We start from the raw sequence: 16,803 nt of genomic DNA on the forward strand, positions 1-16,803 counted from the left end.
CAGACAACGAGGGAAAGCCATGTCCGGCGAGAACGACCTGATAAAGCTCTATTCCGGCCGCATTCTGGCGCTGGCCGCGGATATTCCGCATCTGGACCGTCTTGAGAACCCTGATGCCACGGCGAAAAAGCGCTCGCCTTTGTGTGGGTCCACGGTAACTGTGGATGTGAAGATGCAGGACGGCAAGGTTTCCGAATTTGGCCAGGACGTCAAAGCCTGTGCGCTGGGTCAGGCATCCGCTTCGGTTGTCGGCAGCGCTATCATTGGTGCCACACGGGCACAGATTGAAACCGCGCGTGATCAGTTGTCTGTAATGCTAAAGAAAGGCGGTCCTGCGCCAGATGCGCCGTTTGACGGGCTTGAAGTACTGATCCCCGCTCGGGACTACAAGAATCGCCACGCATCGATCATGCTGGTGCTTGAGGCGTCCGCCGAAGCGATGGAACAGGCGGAACAGGCGAACTGCGCGTAATATTGGAATTTTCAGGCGATCCGGTTTAATCACACTGCAGGATGTCGGGGGATTGGATTGGAAAAACTGCTGGAACATTTTGTTACTCTCTGGGTCGTCATTGACCCAATTGGTACTATTCCGGTTTTCATCGCCGTAACCGCGACCCTTTCAGCAACGGCACGTCGTAAAACTGCTCTTCTCGCTGCACTCGTTAGCGCCGGAGTGTTGTTGTTCTTCCTGGTGTTCGGTCAATTATTGATCGAAGCACTGGATATCGGCTTGAATTCATTTCAGGTTGCAGGCGGCATCATCCTGTTTCTTTTTGCCCTGACAATGATCTTCGGCGAAAGCAAACAGGTCGTCGAACAGCATGAGGCGGAAGAAGAGTTGGAACGACCTGCCAACCGGCCCAATCCGGCGATATTCCCGCTGGCTGTTCCGTCTTTGGCGTCGCCGGGTGCGATGCTGGCCATTGTCATACTGACCGACAACAACCGCTACAGTGCTGCAGACCAAGGCATCACGGCCTTGGTTATGCTGTCAGTCATTCTGATCTCATTTGTCCTGATGCTGCTTGCAGACCCGATTATCCGGCTGATCCGATACTCAGGTGCAGCCATTATCAGCCGCGTGATGGGCATGATCCTTGCATCTGTGGCGGTTAATTCAGTGCTGTCTGCGATTCTGGAAATCATCAAAACTGGTGAGCTTTAAGAAAAAACCGCCGCACCTTCCGGGCGGAAAGGGCGGCGGTAGGTTATGCGTGTCTCGCGTGGGGTCCGGATAGCCGCACGGGGCCGAGGCAGGCCCCTCAAGGGAATTGGGACAGGCAGGTCACCCTTGACTGAAATGGGGATGACAGTGCGGTATCATCGGCACGAGATCGCAGGCAGAAAGGCTTAGAACGTTCCGGGCAGGTGAAGGGCCACCATAAGCATGACCACCAAAGACACGGCCCCTGCAGCATCCTGCAAAATCGTTGCGTGCGAACGGTTCAGGGCGGTCTTGATCTGGGTCAGCATGGTCTCACCTCCGGTCGAAATTTAATCCTTTGTTGACCTTTTGTTCTCATATTTTACCGAGTCGGTAAAGAACTTTTTAGGAACATTAGTGAACTTATCGGAACAAGCAGGCTAACCCACTGAAATCAAACGGATCGCTTGATCCTGTTTCATGAGCCACAGTAGAACACGGGCAGCTTGGCCCCTGTCCGAGCGCAACTGAGGATCCGTAGATAACAGGGCACGCGCGTCCGTTTGTGCTGTGGCCATCAAACCAGCCTGCCGCTCCAAATCCGCGATCCGGAATTTTGGCAATCCTGATTGCGCTGTCCCGATCAGATCACCAGCACCACGCATCTGTAGATCGGTTTCCGAGATACGAAATCCGTCCTCGGTTTCGCGTAGCACTTCCAAACGTCTGCGACCACCCTCACTCAGCGGTGGTTGATACATCAGCAAACAAGTCGAGTCTGCCTCACCCCGCCCCACTCGGCCCCGCAATTGGTGCAACTGCGCCAGTCCGAAAATCTCGGCCCGTTCGATAACCATGATTGAGGCGTTGGGGACGTTGACACCAACCTCAATGACAGTGGTGGCGACCAAAACTTTGGTTTGCCCTTCTTGAAAGGCCTTCATCGCTTCATCTTTATCAGCGGATGGCATCTGACCATGCACCAACCCAACCGTGCCTTCGCCCAGAATGGCGCGTAAACGTTTGAAACGTTCCTCAGCGGACGTCAGATCCGAAACCTCGGACTCATCGACCAAAGGACAGACCCAATAGCACTGGCGCCCTTCATCAATGGCACGCCGTAGATGCGAGACAACTTCATCCATTCGTTCTGTACTGACAACGGCGGTTTTTATCGGCTTCCGCCCCGGAGGCTTTTCGTCCAGCACTGACACATCCATGTCGCCATACTGCACAAGTGCCAAACTGCGCGGGATCGGAGTGGCAGTCATCACCAAGACGTCCGCGCCCTGCCCTTTTTCAGACAGCTCCATCCGCTGACGTACACCAAAGCGGTGCTGTTCATCGACAATTGCCAGGCGCAACGCTTTGAACTCAACGTCATTTTGGAACACTGCATGGGTGCCGACCAGAATGTGAATGTCACCATCCTTCAACGATTTCAGTTTTGATCGACGTTCAGGGCCTTTATCCCGCCCAGTTAGAATTTCCAGCACGACACCAGCCTCTTCAGCGAGCGGGCGCAAACCTTCCAGATGCTGACGGGCTAAGATTTCGGTAGGTGCCATCATGACCCCCTGCCCGCCAGCCTCAACCGCAACAAGCAACGCCATGAAGGCCACCAGCGTTTTGCCCGCCCCAACATCGCCCTGGAGAAGCCGGTTCATTCGTGCGTCCGAGGCCATATCGTTGCTAATATCGTCAATAGCACGCAACTGCGCACCGGTTGGCCGATATGGCAGGTTGGCCAAAACCTTGGATTGCAGGGCTCCGGTACCAACGCTGACTATGCCTCTGGTCTTCCTCTCTCGTTGCCGGGCCAGCGCCAGAGTCAATTGGTGCGCAAACAGTTCATCATAGGCCAGCCGTTCCCGCGCCGGAGCATGAGCGGCCACATCGTCAGCACCCAACGGTTTATGCGCTGCGGCGATGGCCGTGGTCCACTCTGGCCAACCGTGTTTTGCAGCCAATGCTGGATCAATCCATTCCGCGAGCGCAGGCGCCCGTGTCAATGCACTGCGTGCGGCTTTATAGGCTGTTTTTTGAGTGATCCCCTGATTCAGATGATACACCGGCTCAAAGTCGGGAATGCTATGGGCTTCATCCACCGGCAACATGTGGTCTGGATGAACCATCTGTGCCATTCCATCGAACAGTTCCAACTTGCCCGAGATCACCCGCCGAGAACCTTCCGGTAGAACCCGTTTCAGGTAATCTCCACGAGCGTGGAAGAAAACCAATTGAAAATCTGCCTGATTGTCCTCGACATGCACCCGATAGGCACCACCTTTGTTGCGCGCTGGTCGGTGTGCACCAACCGTGACTTCAACGGTCAGTGTCGCGGGCAGATCGACGCCCTGAATGGTGTCGCGGCGACGCCTGTCAATGACAGCGTACGGAAGGCTGAATAAAACGTCCCGAGGTGACTCCGTGCCAGCTTGCGCCAACACCTGAGCCGTCTTTGGGCCCACACCATCTAACGTTTCCAGACCCGCAAACAGAGGGAAAAGACTTTCCGGACGGCCGCTCATGCAGTTCCGATCAGCTGAAGCCAGCCATCCTCATCCAACGTTTCAATCCCCAATTCGGCGGCCTTTTTTGCTTTGGAGCCTGCCCCTGGTCCGGCAACCAACAAATCCGTCTTTTTACTGACGGACCCCGAGACTTTGGCCCCCAGCGCCTCGGCCCTAGCCTTTGCTTCGGCGCGTGTCATCTTCTCGAGTGTGCCCGTAAAAACAACGGTTTTTCCTGCAACTGGGCTGCCTTCCGTATCCGGGCGTTTCGCATCCTGAACCTCAAGTTGCGCGACCAGTGCATCAATGCTAGCGCGCTCAGCCTCTTGCGCAAACGCCGAGACAAGAGCGCGCGCCATGACCTCTCCAACACCGTCAACGCTTAACAGGTCTTCCCATTCCGGTCCCTCGAAATCAGCCGCCGAGGTAACTGCGCGTTCAAATTCGGACCACGTGCCATAATGATTGGCAACCAAGTTCGAGGCCGCCTCACCCATATGTCGAATGCCCAAAGCAAACAGCAACCTCCCGAAGGGAATGGTCCGCTTTTCGTCGATCGCCGCCCACAAGTTCCCAGCGCTTTGCGCACCCCAACCTTTGCGGTTCGCCAGTTTGCTCAGGTTTGCGCTGTCCCGTTGTTGCAATGTAAAAATATCGACCGGAGTTCTGACAGGCAGGTCAGGGTCGTCGTAGAACATCTCGATCTGTTTTGCGCCCAGACCTTCGATATCGAACGCTTTGCGAGAGACGAAATGTTTTAGCTTTTCTACGGCCTGCGCAGGACAGATCACCCCTCCGGTACAGCGACGCACAGCGTCGCCTTCTTCTCGAACGGCATCGCTGTTGCATTCCGGACAGATGGTGGGGAACTCGAAGGGTGTCGCCCCTTCGGGACGTTTTGAGGTATCTACATCCGCAATTTTGGGTATCACATCACCAGCCCGATAGACTTGCACCCAATCACCAACGCGGATGTCCTTGCCATCGCGGATTGTGCCACCCTTGGCATCGCGGCCAGCGATATAGTCTTCGTTGTGAAGTGTGGCATTTGATACAACCACTCCACCAACCGTCACCGGATGTAGCCGGGCAACAGGGCTAAGCGCGCCTGTTCGTCCGACTTGAATGTCGATGGCCTCTAATCGGGTCCAGGCAAGTTCTGCCGGGAATTTATGCGCAATCGCCCAACGGGGTGTGGTGGAGCGGTAGCCCAGCCGTGTTTGCAAAGAAAGATCGTTAACTTTGTAGACGACACCATCAATATCATAGCCAAGGGTCGATCGCTGAGCCTCGATATCGCGGTAGTGACCCAGGATCTGTTCGGTTGTGTCACACTGTCTTGTCAACGGATTGGTGACGAACCCAAAATCATGCAGCCGCTCAATCGCATCCATCTGTGTATCGGCCAGCGGTTCTGACAGTTCGCCCCAGGCATAAGCAAAAAACCGCAGCGGACGCGCACGCGTGACGGTCGAATCCAATTGTCGCAGTGATCCGGCAGCCGCATTTCGCGGGTTCGCGAAAGTTTTTTCGCCAGCTTCCAACTGACGGGCGTTCAGTTGTTCAAAGTCCGCATGCGACATGTAGACTTCGCCCCGAACTTCCAAAACATTTGGCGCGTTTTCCAATATCTGTGGAATGTCCGAAATTGTCCGGGCATTCGCAGTTACATTCTCACCAACTTCACCATCGCCACGGGTGGCCGCCTGAACCAATTTTCCTTTCTCATAACGCAAGGAGAGAGACAGGCCGTCGATTTTGGGTTCGGCGGAGTACGACAGCGGTTTTGATGCATCCAATCCAAGGTACTTTCGGATCGAGCGGTCAAAGTCATGAACGTCCTCATCATCAAACGCATTGCCAAGCGACATCATACGAACCGCATGAATCACTTTCGAAAAACCATCCGTCGGACGCGCTCCAACCTGCTCGGACGGGCTGTCTTTACGTTTCAAGCTTGGGAAACGCGTTTCGATTTCGGCGTTTCGGCGTTTCAACGCATCATACGCGGCGTCCGAAATCTCTGGGGCGTCTTCCGCGTGATACAGCGTGTTAGCCCGAGACAATTGGTCAGCCAATCGCGCCAGTTCTTTTCGTGCTGCGTCTTCAGTCAGCTCTGATACCGGAATCAATTTGCTCATGGCCTCGCCCTGTCACGTATTCTTGGGTTTCAGTGATAGGGCGAGGCCATGGCTAGGTCCAGATGTGCTGTATTGTGAGTGAGTATGATCGCCCCGGACCACGGGCGACCGAGATCTAATCAGGCCCCAACTGCCATCCGCGTTTCATCAAGGTTGCTACTTTGCGGTTCGCGAAGGACATAACCCCTGCCCCAAACGGTTTCGATGTAGTTTTCGCCGCCGGTGGCATTGCTGAGCTTTTTGCGCAGTTTGCAAATGAACACGTCGATAATCTTCAATTCGGGTTCATCCATTCCGCCATAAAGGTGGTTAAGAAACATTTCCTTGGTCAGGGTTGTCCCCTTGCGCAGGCTTAGCAGTTCCAACATCTGGTACTCCTTTCCGGTCAGATGAACCGCCTTACCTTCAACCTCGACCGTTTTGGCATCCAGGTTCACGGCCACTCGACCGGTATGGATGATGGACTGAGAATGCCCTTTCGAGCGGCGAATGATGGCATGAATGCGCGCGACCAACTCTTCACGATGGAACGGCTTGGTCATGTAGTCATCGGCGCCGAAACCGAAGCCCTTGATTTTGCTTTCGGTATCATCCGCACCAGACAGGATCAGGATGGGCGTTTCCACCCGTGCAATGCGCAACTGACGCAGAACTTCGTGCCCATTCATATCCGGCAAGTTCAGGTCAAGCAGGATCAGATCATAGTCATAAAGCTTTGCCAGATCGATACCTTCCTCGCCAAGATCCGTTGCATAGACATTGAGGTTGGCGTGCGTCAGCATCAGCTCGATGCTTTTCGACGTGGTCGGATCATCCTCGACAAGAAGTATACGCATTTACTGCTCCAATTCGGGTCAATTTACCAATTTCAAATTGAGCCTGCTCAAAAATGGTTAATCTGACGTTACCGTTGAATCGTTTATTCACACTCTCCTTTAGGTTGTCGATATTTTTTTAACGTCGTGACCTTCAAGGCGTCCGTTCCGTGCTCTGCCACTGCAGAAACCCAGGAAGTGAACTCTTCATCGCTTAACCCGTACCTTTTTTTGGCATCAGACAGCGTGATCAGCCCGTAAAGTACGCCCCGCACCACAACTATTTTGCGTGATGCAACCCAGCGTGTCGTATCAACAGGCGGCAAATCAGAGCGCGATAAAACTGTTCCATCTGGAAGGGTTACGGATCTTGGCCCCTCTACTTTGTGCAAAAACATTCTTTGATCCTCTTCGTGCTGCGACAAAGCTGACACCAGCCTACTTAATGCCGGGTGAAACCGCCCCTTGAGAGTGTGTAGAATTTTCCTATATTCTGCCGGTCTTTCTTAACCCGCACTGGAATCGTCATGGCCCTCGATACCGAGACACCGCTGAACTCGCTTGGCTTTGCCAAACCCCCGTCGGAAACGCGGGTGGTTGTGGCCATGTCTGGCGGCGTGGACAGCTCGGTTGTGGCAGCTCATTTGGCGGACGAAGGCTATGATGTTGTGGGCGTAACTCTGCAGCTTTACGATCACGGCGCTGCGCTGGCCAAGAAAGGCGCGTGCTGTGCCGGGATCGATATCCACGACGCGCGTCGCGTGGCCGAAGAGCGCGGATTCCCTCATTACGTTCTGGACTATGAGAACATCTTCAAGGATGCGGTGATCGACGAGTTCGCCGACAGCTACCTTGCGGGCGCAACCCCGGTCCCCTGCATCCGTTGCAACGAACGCGTAAAGTTCAAGGACCTGCTGGAAACGGCAAAAGACCTTGAGGCCGACTGCATGGCGACTGGTCACTATATCCAGCGCAAGGTGGGTGCCAATGGCCCGGAACTGCACAGCGCCGAGGATGCGAACCGCGATCAATCCTATTTTCTGTTCTCGACCACGCCCGAACAGCTGGATTTCCTTCGCTTCCCTCTGGGCCATTTGCCCTCGAAAGACGCAACGCGCGAGATGGCTGCGCAATACGGACTGGCCGTAGCGGACAAGCCCGACAGCCAGGACATTTGCTTCGTGCCCAACGGTAATTACGCTAGCGTGATCGAAAAGCTGCGCCCAGGTTCAGCCGAGCCTGGTGAAATCGTGCATGCCGATGGCCGCGTTCTGGCGCAGCACGAGGGTGTCATCCACTACACTATCGGCCAGCGTCGTGGTCTAGGGATCGGCGGTCTCAGCGAGCCACTCTATGTAGTCAAGCTGGATGTCGACAAGAAACAGGTTGTCGTGGGGCCAAAAGAGATGCTGGCCACTCGCACTATTCCCGTGCGCGAAATTAACTGGCTGGGCGATGCGCCGTTCACCTCACAAAAAGAGTGGCACGTCTCGGTCAAAGTCCGTTCAACCCGCCCCCCGCGCGAGGCGATCATACGGCCCCTGTCCGACACCACGGCCGAGGTTGAATTGCTGACGCCCGAAGAAGGCGTGTCACCCGGACAAGCCTGTGTGTTCTATGCCTCGGAAGGCAGCCGCATCTTTGGCGGTGGCTGGATCTGGCGCGGTTACTAAATCGCGTCAGTCCACGAGTTGCTGAGAATATACAGCCCGGCGCAGATCATCACGTAAGGCACAAGGCGTTCCAAACGGCGGGCCACGTCGCTGCTGATGAATGGTGCTTTAGATCCAAGCAACCCAACGGTAGCCATTGAGAACGCAGCAAGCAGTGCACCGATACCTCCGGCAGTTCGGTATGTGGGGGCCGTGTCTGCAAGTAACGGCGCAAGCACAGCAAACGTGTCCATCGAAAGGCTGATGAACAGCAATGTGACCATCATGATCGAAGCTCCGGTGCCAAGATTGGGATTTGTCTCGGCCTCTGCACCGCGTTTGCGTTTGATCAGCGTTAGAATTCCCAAGCCCAACGGGATAACTCCAAGATAGCCTTCCCAATTCGGCACGACGCCATCGACACCCACCGCCAGAATAAACGCGGTGCCGATTACGATCACTTGCGCCAAAAGGAATCCGGTGACCGAGCGCTTCGTTCCCGAAACCAGCGTCAAGGCCAATAGCGCGGCCAGATTATCCAGATTGGTTAGCACCTGTGCCGTAAAGGTCGACAGGCCAAAAAGCAATAGGTCCAGCATCAGCGTTTCATCCGCGCCAGAACCGCCTTGGCCGCGCGCAAGCCCGGAGCTTCGCCGCCGCGTCCTAGCCGATCCATCGTTGTGGCCATGGCGTCGCGCTGCGCATCCGGCGCATCCGACACCTGCTTCAGCGCAGCCGCAATCTGGTCTGGTTGGCAATCGTCCAACAGACATTCCGGCACTGTCCGGGTATCCGAGACCAGATTGACCAGTGTCACCGTATCCAGATTGACCATCCGCTTGGCGATCAGGGTGGTAAGCCAGTTCAAGTTGTAGGCAATCACCATTGGCGTGGATTGCGCGGCCAGTTCCAGTGAAACCGTGCCCGAAGCGGCCAACGCCAATTCAGCAGCGGCAAATGCGGCCCGCTTCTGTGCCTGCGCCTGATCAGACGGCATATCGCGCGGATCGACGACCACCGGGTTCCCCGGCCAGCCCTGCACATGCCCATTGACGGTATCCACCATATGCGCGACTGCGGGCACCACAACGCGAGCGTCCGACCTGCCGGTCAGATAAAGGCGCAACGCTTCACCAAAGACTGGGGCTAAACGTTCAATCTCACCCCCGCGCGAACCCGGAAGAGCTAGAATGATCGGCGCGTCTCCAAGATTGTAGGCAGCGCGAAACTCTTGGATATCCTTTTCTGATGCCTCCGGTTCGCTGGCCACTGGATGACCGACGAAATCACACTCCATTCCGGCACGTTCCATATAGGGCGGCTCGAACGGCAACAGGGCCAGAACATGGTCAATAACCTTGGCCATCTTGTCCGCCCGCCCCGGTCGCCACGCCCAGACGCTGGGGGCGACATAATGTACGGTACGAATATCGCTGTCAGCTTTCACTAGCTTGGCAACGCGCAGCGAAAAGTCAGGACTGTCGATGGTAATCAGAACATCCGGCTGTGTATCCAGAACCGCCTGCGCGGTCTCGGCAATACGGCGTTTTAGGTGGAAAAACTTCGGCAGAACCTCAACCAACCCCATCACCGACAGTTCAGCCATCGGAAAACGGCTGTCCAATCCCTGCGCCTGCATTAATGGCCCGCCAACCCCATCGAATTGAACATCGGGGATGAGGCTCCGAAGTCCCTCCATTAGCGCGCCTCCCAAGCGGTCGCCCGAGGGTTCACCGGCGACCAGGAAGACCCGCATCAACTGGCCCGCTCACGTACAAAGAGGAACAAGCCGAGGCGATTGCACTCTTCGATGACGCGTTCTTGCTGCAGCACTATGACCCCGCCTTTTTCGATGAAGATACCGGTCAACCCAGCGGCAACCGTGGCAGAAACCGTGTCAGGCCCGATCGTCGGCAAATCAGCGCGCCGGTCCTGATCTGGTTTCGGGGCCTTGAACAAAATCCCTCCGCCCGCATCGGGGCGTTGCGTTAGGGATTGAAGCATCCAATCGGTGCCGAATATTCCTTCTACTGCCAGTGCTTGCCCCTTGGACACCGCGCAAGCCTGCCCAATGTCGGCAGCACCCATTGCCCGAAGGATTCCGGCGGCCCGATCCGCATCCGACAGATCTTCTTTCGACGGGCACGCATCGGTCAGGCAACCAAGCTGCGGCAGCAAGCTCGGTGCAATTTCATGAGCTGCGCGGACTGTCAGGCCAGCGTCTTCAAAGATCCCGATCACCGCACGCAAGGCTCCGTCATCGCCTGACATTAGCGCCTGCTGCAATATCGGAACCAATGGCATCGTCGCCGGGTCGATCCGCGATGGGTCAATGACAGGGCGTCGAACCGCTCCGGCCATACAAATCTCAGTCACGCCGCGTGCCTTCAATTCAGCAATGAAACTTCCGAGTTGCTCGAGCGGGAACTCGATATCGCAGGTTACGGTATCGGGTGTGAACCCTTCCATAGCGCAAATCAGGGGGCGGTCATCGAGACGGTCGACCACTTCGCTTGGTAATGCACCTGTTCCGGCAATCAACGCCAGCATCGGCTTATTTCCTCGGTGTCAAAAAGGAACGATCCGATTGCCCGGTGACAAAATCGACGATCCGCTGCACGTATTCGCTTTCATTGTCCGCGCCAACCCTATGAGCCCGCTCCATAAAGGTGCCATCGCCCGTCGACAATTCGCGGAACGCCGCACGCAAGGCCGAGATATCCTCACGCGAGACACCTTTGCGTTTCAGGCCCACTAGGTTGAGACCATCCAGTTCGCCACGAGGTGCCTGAACCAGCCCATAGGGAATCACATCATTGGGCACCATCGTCAGCGCCCCAATGATCGCGCCACGTCCAACGCGGACCCATTGGTGCAAACCAGAGATACCGCCAACGATCACATCGTCCTCGATGATACAATGACCCGCTGCACCCGCATGGTTTACCATGATCACTCGGTTGCCGATCTGAACGTCGTGAGCAACATGCACACCGGCCATCAGCAGGCAATCGTCGCCGATTCGGGTCAGACCACCACCGCCCTCCGTACCGGTATTTATCGTCACATGCTCACGGATACGATTACGCTTGCCGATCTCTAGCCGAGTGTTTTCCCCGCCGAATTTCAAATCTTGCGGAATCTCTCCGATCACCGAAAAATTGAAGATTACCGTTTCATCATCAATCGAGGTATCCCCTGTCACCACCACATGGGACTTCAACTCGACCCGGTCGCCCAGCTTGACCTGCGCTCCGACGTAGCAGAACGGTCCGATGACACAGCCCTCACCGATCTGCGCGCCGTCTTCAATAATTGCGCTTGGGTGGATGCCGTTCATGTCGTTTTTTCCATGTCCCAGTCAACATAGGCCGAGAACTCCGCTTCGGCGGCAACCTCACCGTCGACAGTGGCACGACCACTGAACTTGAAAATCTTGCCGCCTTTTTTGCCGCGCACGGTTTCAACGTGCATTTCCAGCACATCGCCCGGGACCACTTTGCGGCGGAATTTGCACTTGTCGATGTTCATAAAATAGATCAGCAGCTCGCTGTCGATCACGTCCATTCCAACGCCCAGCATCACACCTGCGGTCTGCGCCATCGCCTCGACGATTGTGACGCCTGGCATGATCGGAGTGCCCGGGAAATGGCCCTGGAAGTGCGGTTCGTTCATGGTCACATTCTTGATGCCGACCGCAGATTGATAGCCTGAGATATCGACAACCTTATCGACCAGCAGAAACGGGTAACGATGCGGCAATATCCGTTGGATCAACTGAATGTCAGCGCTTTTGGTTTCCGTACTCATAATGTCGTCGTCCCGTTCTGGATTTCTGTTTGCGCGTGGTTAGCAACACAGCGCCCCAAGGGCAAGTAAACCTATTCCCTAGGCGCATTTTCAACAGTGCTGCCATCTCCGATTACTGCGTTGATCCGGGCAATGGCTGCATCTGTGATGTCGGTGCGATCGGAACTGAGGAAGACACTGGATCGCTCAATGACGATAGAAGCGCCAGTTTCGCGTAATAGATCAATCAAGACCGGTTGGACCAACTCAAAAAACTTCTGTCGAGCCTCTTCACTCCGGCGGGACAACGCATCCAATTTAGCACGCTGCCCTTCCCGATGTGATTGGACCTTGCTGTCGAAAGCTTCCGCCAAGGGACGGAATTCTTCAGCAGTCATAGTCGCACGTTGATCAGTGAGTATCTGTTCTTCTTGACTAAGTTCAGCAACGATCCGTTCGTTTTCTTCCCCCAACAACGTGCTTTCTAATTCAATCTCGCGAAGGACTCGAGTGCCGAATTCTGAATCTGCAAAGAGACGGTCGCTGGACAACGTTAGAACGCTGCTTTGCGGCACACCCAACTGCTGAGAAAAGGCAGGAACGGCTAGGGACAAGGATAGAAAAATGCACAGGGCCCCCAAAGGGCCCTGAAACCTAATATAAGCACGTCTCAACATTCAGGTTCAGAACTGGGCCTGAATCGTCAGGTCAAAGTTCTGCTCATTGTCGAAGTCTTCTTTCTTCAGTGCCTTCGAGAAGTTGAACCGCAAAGGACCAAACGGCGTCGTCCACAGTACCGAAACGCCAACCACGTGGCGGATTGAGCCGCCCTCGCCTACGATATCGGCCCCTGCCGTGTTCACATTATTCAAGTTATACAAGTTACCAAAATCATAGAACACACCACCGCGTAGACCGAACTCTTCAGGTAGACCCAGCGGAAAGTCTGATTCAAGACTGGCGACCCAGTAATAATTGCCCCCGATGGCGTCGTCCTGACCGTTGGACAGGTCACGCGGGCCAATACCGGCAGGCTCGAACCCACGGAATGTACTGGGTCCCAAGACAAATCGGTCGATCGTGCGGCTGAAATCGTCGCCGGTCCAGTTCAGAGCGCCGGCCTCAAAGGTGGCACGAAGGACAACTTCTTCGTTCCAAACGCGGGTCTGAGCGATAGCACGCGCTGTGGTCTGGAAATATTCATTGTCACCACCCAATCCGGCAGCATCGACACCGAATTCGAACAGCACACCTGCATTCGGATTCAAACCGCCCAGACGGCTGTCATAGATATAGGACAGTCCCAGCGAGCTGGTTGTACGACTACCCTGATCGATTTCCGAAGAAATAACCGCGCCATTGGTTTCGTTATCCTGCTGGGTCATTTCGCTGTCTTCCCAGTTATAACGAACGCGCAGTGCTGACAGCTCTCCGATGGAATAGCTCAGCTGAGGTCGGAAGAACAATGTCTCGGTATCATAGCTAGCAAAGCTGGAGTTGGTCGTAGACAGCCCCAAGCCCACGTCGAATTGCAGTCTCCGTCCCAGAAGATAAGGCTCGGTAAAGTTCAATACGTATTGCTCGGAGTCCTGCGCAGTCGACAGAGTGACGCCTAACGTTTGTCCACGCCCCAGGAAGTTCGATTCGCGCAGTCCAATCGCAATACCAAAGCCATCAGAAGCCGAGAAACTACCGCCAAGGCTCAGCGACCCGGTGGGTTGTTCTTCAACATCCACATCAACGATAACTTGGCTGGGCGAAGAGCCCTCGCGTGGTTCGACGTCAGCTACAGCAAAGAAACCCAAAGCGCGGATACGTTCAGCAGCCTGACGAATTTCGCGTGGATTGAATGGATCACCTTCAACTGTATCAAATTGCCGACGAATAACGCGATCCAGAGTTGTGGTGTTGCCCTCGATGTCGATCCGTTCGACAAAAATCCGCGGTCCTTTTGTAAGCACGAATTGAATATCAAGCGTCAGATCACGAGCGTTCCGAGTCACTCGAGGCTCAACCCGCAGGAAGTCCACGCCTTGTTTAATCCCAAGACGCTCCATGCGGGCGATCGAGTTTTCGACCAGAGACGGCGTGTATGTTACACCCGGTTTAATTTTGAGCGCATCTTGATATGGCGCCGGATCGACACCTGGGATCTCGCTGACCGTGCTAATTTGGCCAAACGAGAATTTCTGCCCTTCAGTGATGTTCATCACTACGAAAAAAGCATCACGTTCACGGGTGAATTCAACATTCGCACTGTTGACGCGAAAGTCTACGTACCCACGGGACAGGTAGAAGTCTCGGATGACCTGTTTGTCAAACTCAATCCGGTCGGCAATGAACGTATCACTACTGATAAATGTCCGTAGAAAGTTTGCCTGCTTGGTTTCAAGAACCCGCCGAAGACGGCGATCGGAATAGGCGCGGTTTCCAACAAAACTGACGCGCTCGACTTCTATTGTTGTACCTTCCGCGACCTCGAAAACCAGATCAACGCGGTTATCGCTGCGGCGAATGATGCGCGGAATGACCGTTGCGGAAACACGCCCTTGCGATGAATATATCTCAGCGATCAAATCGGCGTCCGCCTCCGCAACCTGAGGCGTAAAGACACGCCGCGGTTCGGATGAGATTGCATCAAGCAGCACATCATCCTTTACACGACGGTTTCCTTCGATGCTGATCTGATTGATGGTCGGATATTCCTCGACTTTAATCACCAAAGTATTGCCGCGCGGTGTCAATTCGACTGTTTCAAAAACACCACTGTCAAGCAAACGCTGATAGGCGTCGTTCAACTCTCCACCGCTCACAGACTGGCCCGGTTCTATACCTGTGCGCGCGATGATCGTTGACGTTTCGATGCGACGATTCCCTTCGACTTCAAACGAATTAACAACAAAGTTCTGAGCCCACGCAGCCTGCGGCAAAGGCACAAAACTTACCAATGTCAGAAGGAATATGAACGTTAGAGACCGCCACAAAATCTTGTTTTCCGGCCCGTGACCCCCGCAGGATATGCCCGCGTTTCGCCTGTCAGTCATATTTTTCACTACCCAATATTTTTGGACTTTAAAGCTGAGTAGCGAGAATATGGCAGCTTGTCAAAAGACCAAAACAGAAAGCGGCCCCAAGGGCCGCTTCGTCAGGTGTTAACAATGATTTCAGGAATCACATTGTGATAAGATACGCCCATGCTCCCATCGCGACCCCCGTCGCACCGAAGAACAACAGCATGTCCCAGTTCAAAACGAACAGGCAACCTAGGCCTCGGGCAGATTTACGCAGAACCTTTGTCATCACAACCTCTGGTATCGATTGATATGCGTATTACACTCTAGGCCGGAATTGCGGCATCAATACGGCATCACCATGCGCCCCTTGCCACAATCAGCAGAATAGGTCGTTAGTGACCGAAAAAATCATAAGCCCGAGGATCAGTGATACACCAATGCCCATAAGCACTCTCAGAACCCCATCGCTGGGAGGTTTTCCTGTTATTGCTTCGTAAGCATAAAAAACCAGGTGCCCCCCATCCAGTGCCGGAATTGGGAACAGGTTCAGCAGACCCACTGCGGTCGATAAAACGGCGATAAAAAAGATAAAACTCTGTGCGCCCTGACTGGCCATAGCGCCCGAAGTTTCCGCAATACCGATGGGGCCTGACATATTGCAGGTGCTGATGGCACCGGTGACCATGTGCCAGACACCGGAAAGCGAGCCTTCTATGATTCGAACCGTCTGCCGCACCCCACCGGACAGCGAAGCAAAAAAGCCTGCTGGTTCTGTGGCAGGATCAAGGGCCATTCCGCCAACAATTCCAATTCGCCAATGCGTTACAAACCCTCCGTCGGGGTTTGGCTCATCTGTCCGTCGTGGCGCCAAAGCGAATTCAAGCTCTGCGCCGTCCCGCCAGACATTCAAAAGAAGAACCTTGCCGTCGGATCCTTCCACATGGTCTTTGAGCTGTTCAAAGGCAAATATCGGTTCGCCATTGACCTCGGTGATAACGTCCCCGGCCTGCAAGTCGATATCGTTTGCAGCACTGCGAGGCACAACCTGTTGAATCAATGCCGGGAAAAGCCAGGGCCCCGTAACATCCACCTGCTGCCCGTTGCGGATTACGGTATAATCCAGCTCCGGTTCAACCGGCAACGCATCCGTGAAATCAGTCCATGCGCCTTGCTGATCGAAATCGGGAACTTCGATACCTGCAATGGCGACAATCTCATCCCCATCCTGCAACCCCTGAGAAGCACCGGGCAGCCCGTGTAGTTGGCCAACTGTCAATGGATCACGCGTGACACCTTGAGACATAAAAATAAGGCCAAAAACCAATACCGACATCACGAAATTAAACACCGGCCCCGCAGCAACCGTGGCGGATCGAGCCCATAGTGGTGCCCCATGCATGGTTCGGCGCAACTCTTCCGGGCTTTGCTCGGTGATTTCCTGCATCGCCCCTTCGTCCTTGCCAGACGCGGCATTGGCATCACCCAGAAACTTGACGTAGCCACCAAAGGGCAAGGCAGCGATCTGCCACTTGGTTCCACGCTTGTCGAAGCGGCTCCAAAGCACCGGACCGAAGCCAATCGAAAACACCTCGGCGTGGATGCCGGACCAACGCCCAACAATATAGTGGCCGTACTCGTGAACCGCGACAATGACGGACAAAGCGATCACAAAGGCAACGATGGTATAAATCAGGTTGCCGAATTGAGGGATCAGAGAAAGTACGTCCAAGTT

General features: G+C 54.8%; 17 protein-coding genes. 3 read left to right on the top strand and 14 right to left on the bottom strand.

Going from position 1 to position 16,803, the window contains the following annotated elements; all coding sequences use genetic code 11:
* The first annotated feature begins 19 nt into the window (after window positions 1-19).
* On the top strand, window positions 20-472 hold the full coding sequence (locus GOW93_RS00890; RefSeq protein WP_170381185.1) for an iron-sulfur cluster assembly scaffold protein: 453 nt from the start codon (window positions 20-22) through the stop codon (window positions 470-472).
* Window positions 473-529: 57 nt separating this feature from the next.
* Entirely contained in the window at window positions 530-1,168 is a 639-nt protein-coding gene (locus tag GOW93_RS00895) for a MarC family protein (protein WP_170381186.1), read from the top strand.
* A 185-nt stretch (window positions 1,169-1,353) separates the two neighbouring features.
* Here GOW93_RS00895 and GOW93_RS20815 read toward each other — a convergent pair whose 3' ends face one another.
* The 5 genes from GOW93_RS20815 to sciP all read right to left on the bottom strand — a co-directional run bounded on the left by GOW93_RS20815 (window position 1,354) and on the right by sciP (window position 7,014).
* Entirely contained in the window at window positions 1,354-1,476 is a 123-nt protein-coding gene (locus GOW93_RS20815; protein ID WP_302476988.1) for a hypothetical protein, read from the bottom strand.
* 111 nt (window positions 1,477-1,587) lie between these two features.
* Entirely contained in the window at window positions 1,588-3,678 is a 2,091-nt protein-coding gene (recG, locus tag GOW93_RS00900; RefSeq protein WP_170381187.1) for an ATP-dependent DNA helicase RecG, read from the bottom strand.
* Window positions 3,675-5,801 carry an NAD-dependent DNA ligase LigA gene (ligA, locus tag GOW93_RS00905; protein ID WP_170381188.1) on the bottom strand — a complete coding sequence of 709 codons (2,127 nt, stop codon included), beginning with the start codon at window positions 5,799-5,801 and terminating at the stop codon, window positions 3,675-3,677. Before ligA ends, recG begins: the two co-directional genes overlap by 4 nt.
* 119 nt (window positions 5,802-5,920) lie before the next feature.
* A complete protein-coding gene (gene ctrA / locus GOW93_RS00910) occupies window positions 5,921-6,637 on the bottom strand; it encodes a response regulator transcription factor CtrA (RefSeq protein ID WP_170381189.1) in 717 nt (238 codons plus the stop codon).
* 83 nt (window positions 6,638-6,720) lie between these two features.
* Window positions 6,721-7,014, bottom strand: a complete 294-nt coding sequence (gene sciP, locus GOW93_RS00915) for a CtrA inhibitor SciP (protein WP_170381190.1) — start codon at window positions 7,012-7,014, stop codon at window positions 6,721-6,723.
* Window positions 7,015-7,143: 129 nt separating this feature from the next.
* On the opposite strand from sciP, the gene mnmA reads away from it, so the two are divergent.
* Window positions 7,144-8,289 (top strand): tRNA 2-thiouridine(34) synthase MnmA, encoded by a 1,146-nt coding sequence (gene mnmA, locus GOW93_RS00920; protein ID WP_170381191.1) that lies wholly within the window; start codon window positions 7,144-7,146, stop codon window positions 8,287-8,289.
* Here mnmA and GOW93_RS00925 read toward each other — a convergent pair.
* From GOW93_RS00925 to rseP, 9 genes are all read right to left on the bottom strand, one after another.
* A complete protein-coding gene (locus tag GOW93_RS00925; RefSeq protein WP_170381192.1) occupies window positions 8,286-8,867 on the bottom strand; it encodes a cadmium resistance transporter in 582 nt (193 codons plus the stop codon). The genes mnmA and GOW93_RS00925 overlap by 4 nt on opposite strands.
* Window positions 8,867-10,024, bottom strand: a complete 1,158-nt coding sequence (gene lpxB, locus GOW93_RS00930; RefSeq protein WP_170381193.1) for a lipid-A-disaccharide synthase — start codon at window positions 10,022-10,024, stop codon at window positions 8,867-8,869. Before lpxB ends, GOW93_RS00925 begins: the two co-directional genes overlap by 1 nt.
* A complete protein-coding gene (locus GOW93_RS00935; protein WP_170381194.1) occupies window positions 10,024-10,818 on the bottom strand; it encodes an LpxI family protein in 795 nt (264 codons plus the stop codon). The genes lpxB and GOW93_RS00935 overlap by 1 nt, the downstream gene beginning before the upstream one ends.
* 4 nt (window positions 10,819-10,822) lie before the next feature.
* Window positions 10,823-11,608 carry an acyl-ACP--UDP-N-acetylglucosamine O-acyltransferase gene (gene lpxA / locus GOW93_RS00940; protein ID WP_170381195.1) on the bottom strand — a complete coding sequence of 262 codons (786 nt, stop codon included), beginning with the start codon at window positions 11,606-11,608 and terminating at the stop codon, window positions 10,823-10,825.
* Window positions 11,605-12,078, bottom strand: a complete 474-nt coding sequence (fabZ, locus tag GOW93_RS00945; protein ID WP_170381196.1) for a 3-hydroxyacyl-ACP dehydratase FabZ — start codon at window positions 12,076-12,078, stop codon at window positions 11,605-11,607. Before fabZ ends, lpxA begins: the two co-directional genes overlap by 4 nt.
* Before the next feature lie 71 nt (window positions 12,079-12,149).
* On the bottom strand, window positions 12,150-12,608 hold the full coding sequence (locus GOW93_RS00950; protein ID WP_254443427.1) for an OmpH family outer membrane protein: 459 nt from the start codon (window positions 12,606-12,608) through the stop codon (window positions 12,150-12,152).
* Window positions 12,609-12,740: 132 nt separating this feature from the next.
* Window positions 12,741-15,101 carry an outer membrane protein assembly factor BamA gene (gene bamA, locus GOW93_RS00955; RefSeq protein WP_170381198.1) on the bottom strand — a complete coding sequence of 787 codons (2,361 nt, stop codon included), beginning with the start codon at window positions 15,099-15,101 and terminating at the stop codon, window positions 12,741-12,743.
* Between the two features lie 127 nt (window positions 15,102-15,228).
* The gene (locus tag GOW93_RS20820) at window positions 15,229-15,357 is read right to left on the bottom strand and encodes a hypothetical protein (RefSeq protein ID WP_302476987.1); all 129 of its coding nucleotides are present in this window, start codon (window positions 15,355-15,357) and stop codon (window positions 15,229-15,231) included.
* Between the two features lie 90 nt (window positions 15,358-15,447).
* Window positions 15,448-16,800: an RIP metalloprotease RseP gene (gene rseP, locus GOW93_RS00960; RefSeq protein ID WP_170381199.1), complete on the bottom strand. Its 1,353-nt coding sequence runs from the start codon at window positions 16,798-16,800 to the stop codon at window positions 15,448-15,450.
* Window positions 16,801-16,803: the final 3 nt, after the last annotated feature.

The sequence above is a fragment of the Ruegeria atlantica genome, from assembly GCF_013032455.1.
GTDB lineage: Bacteria > Pseudomonadota > Alphaproteobacteria > Rhodobacterales > Rhodobacteraceae > Ruegeria > Ruegeria atlantica_B.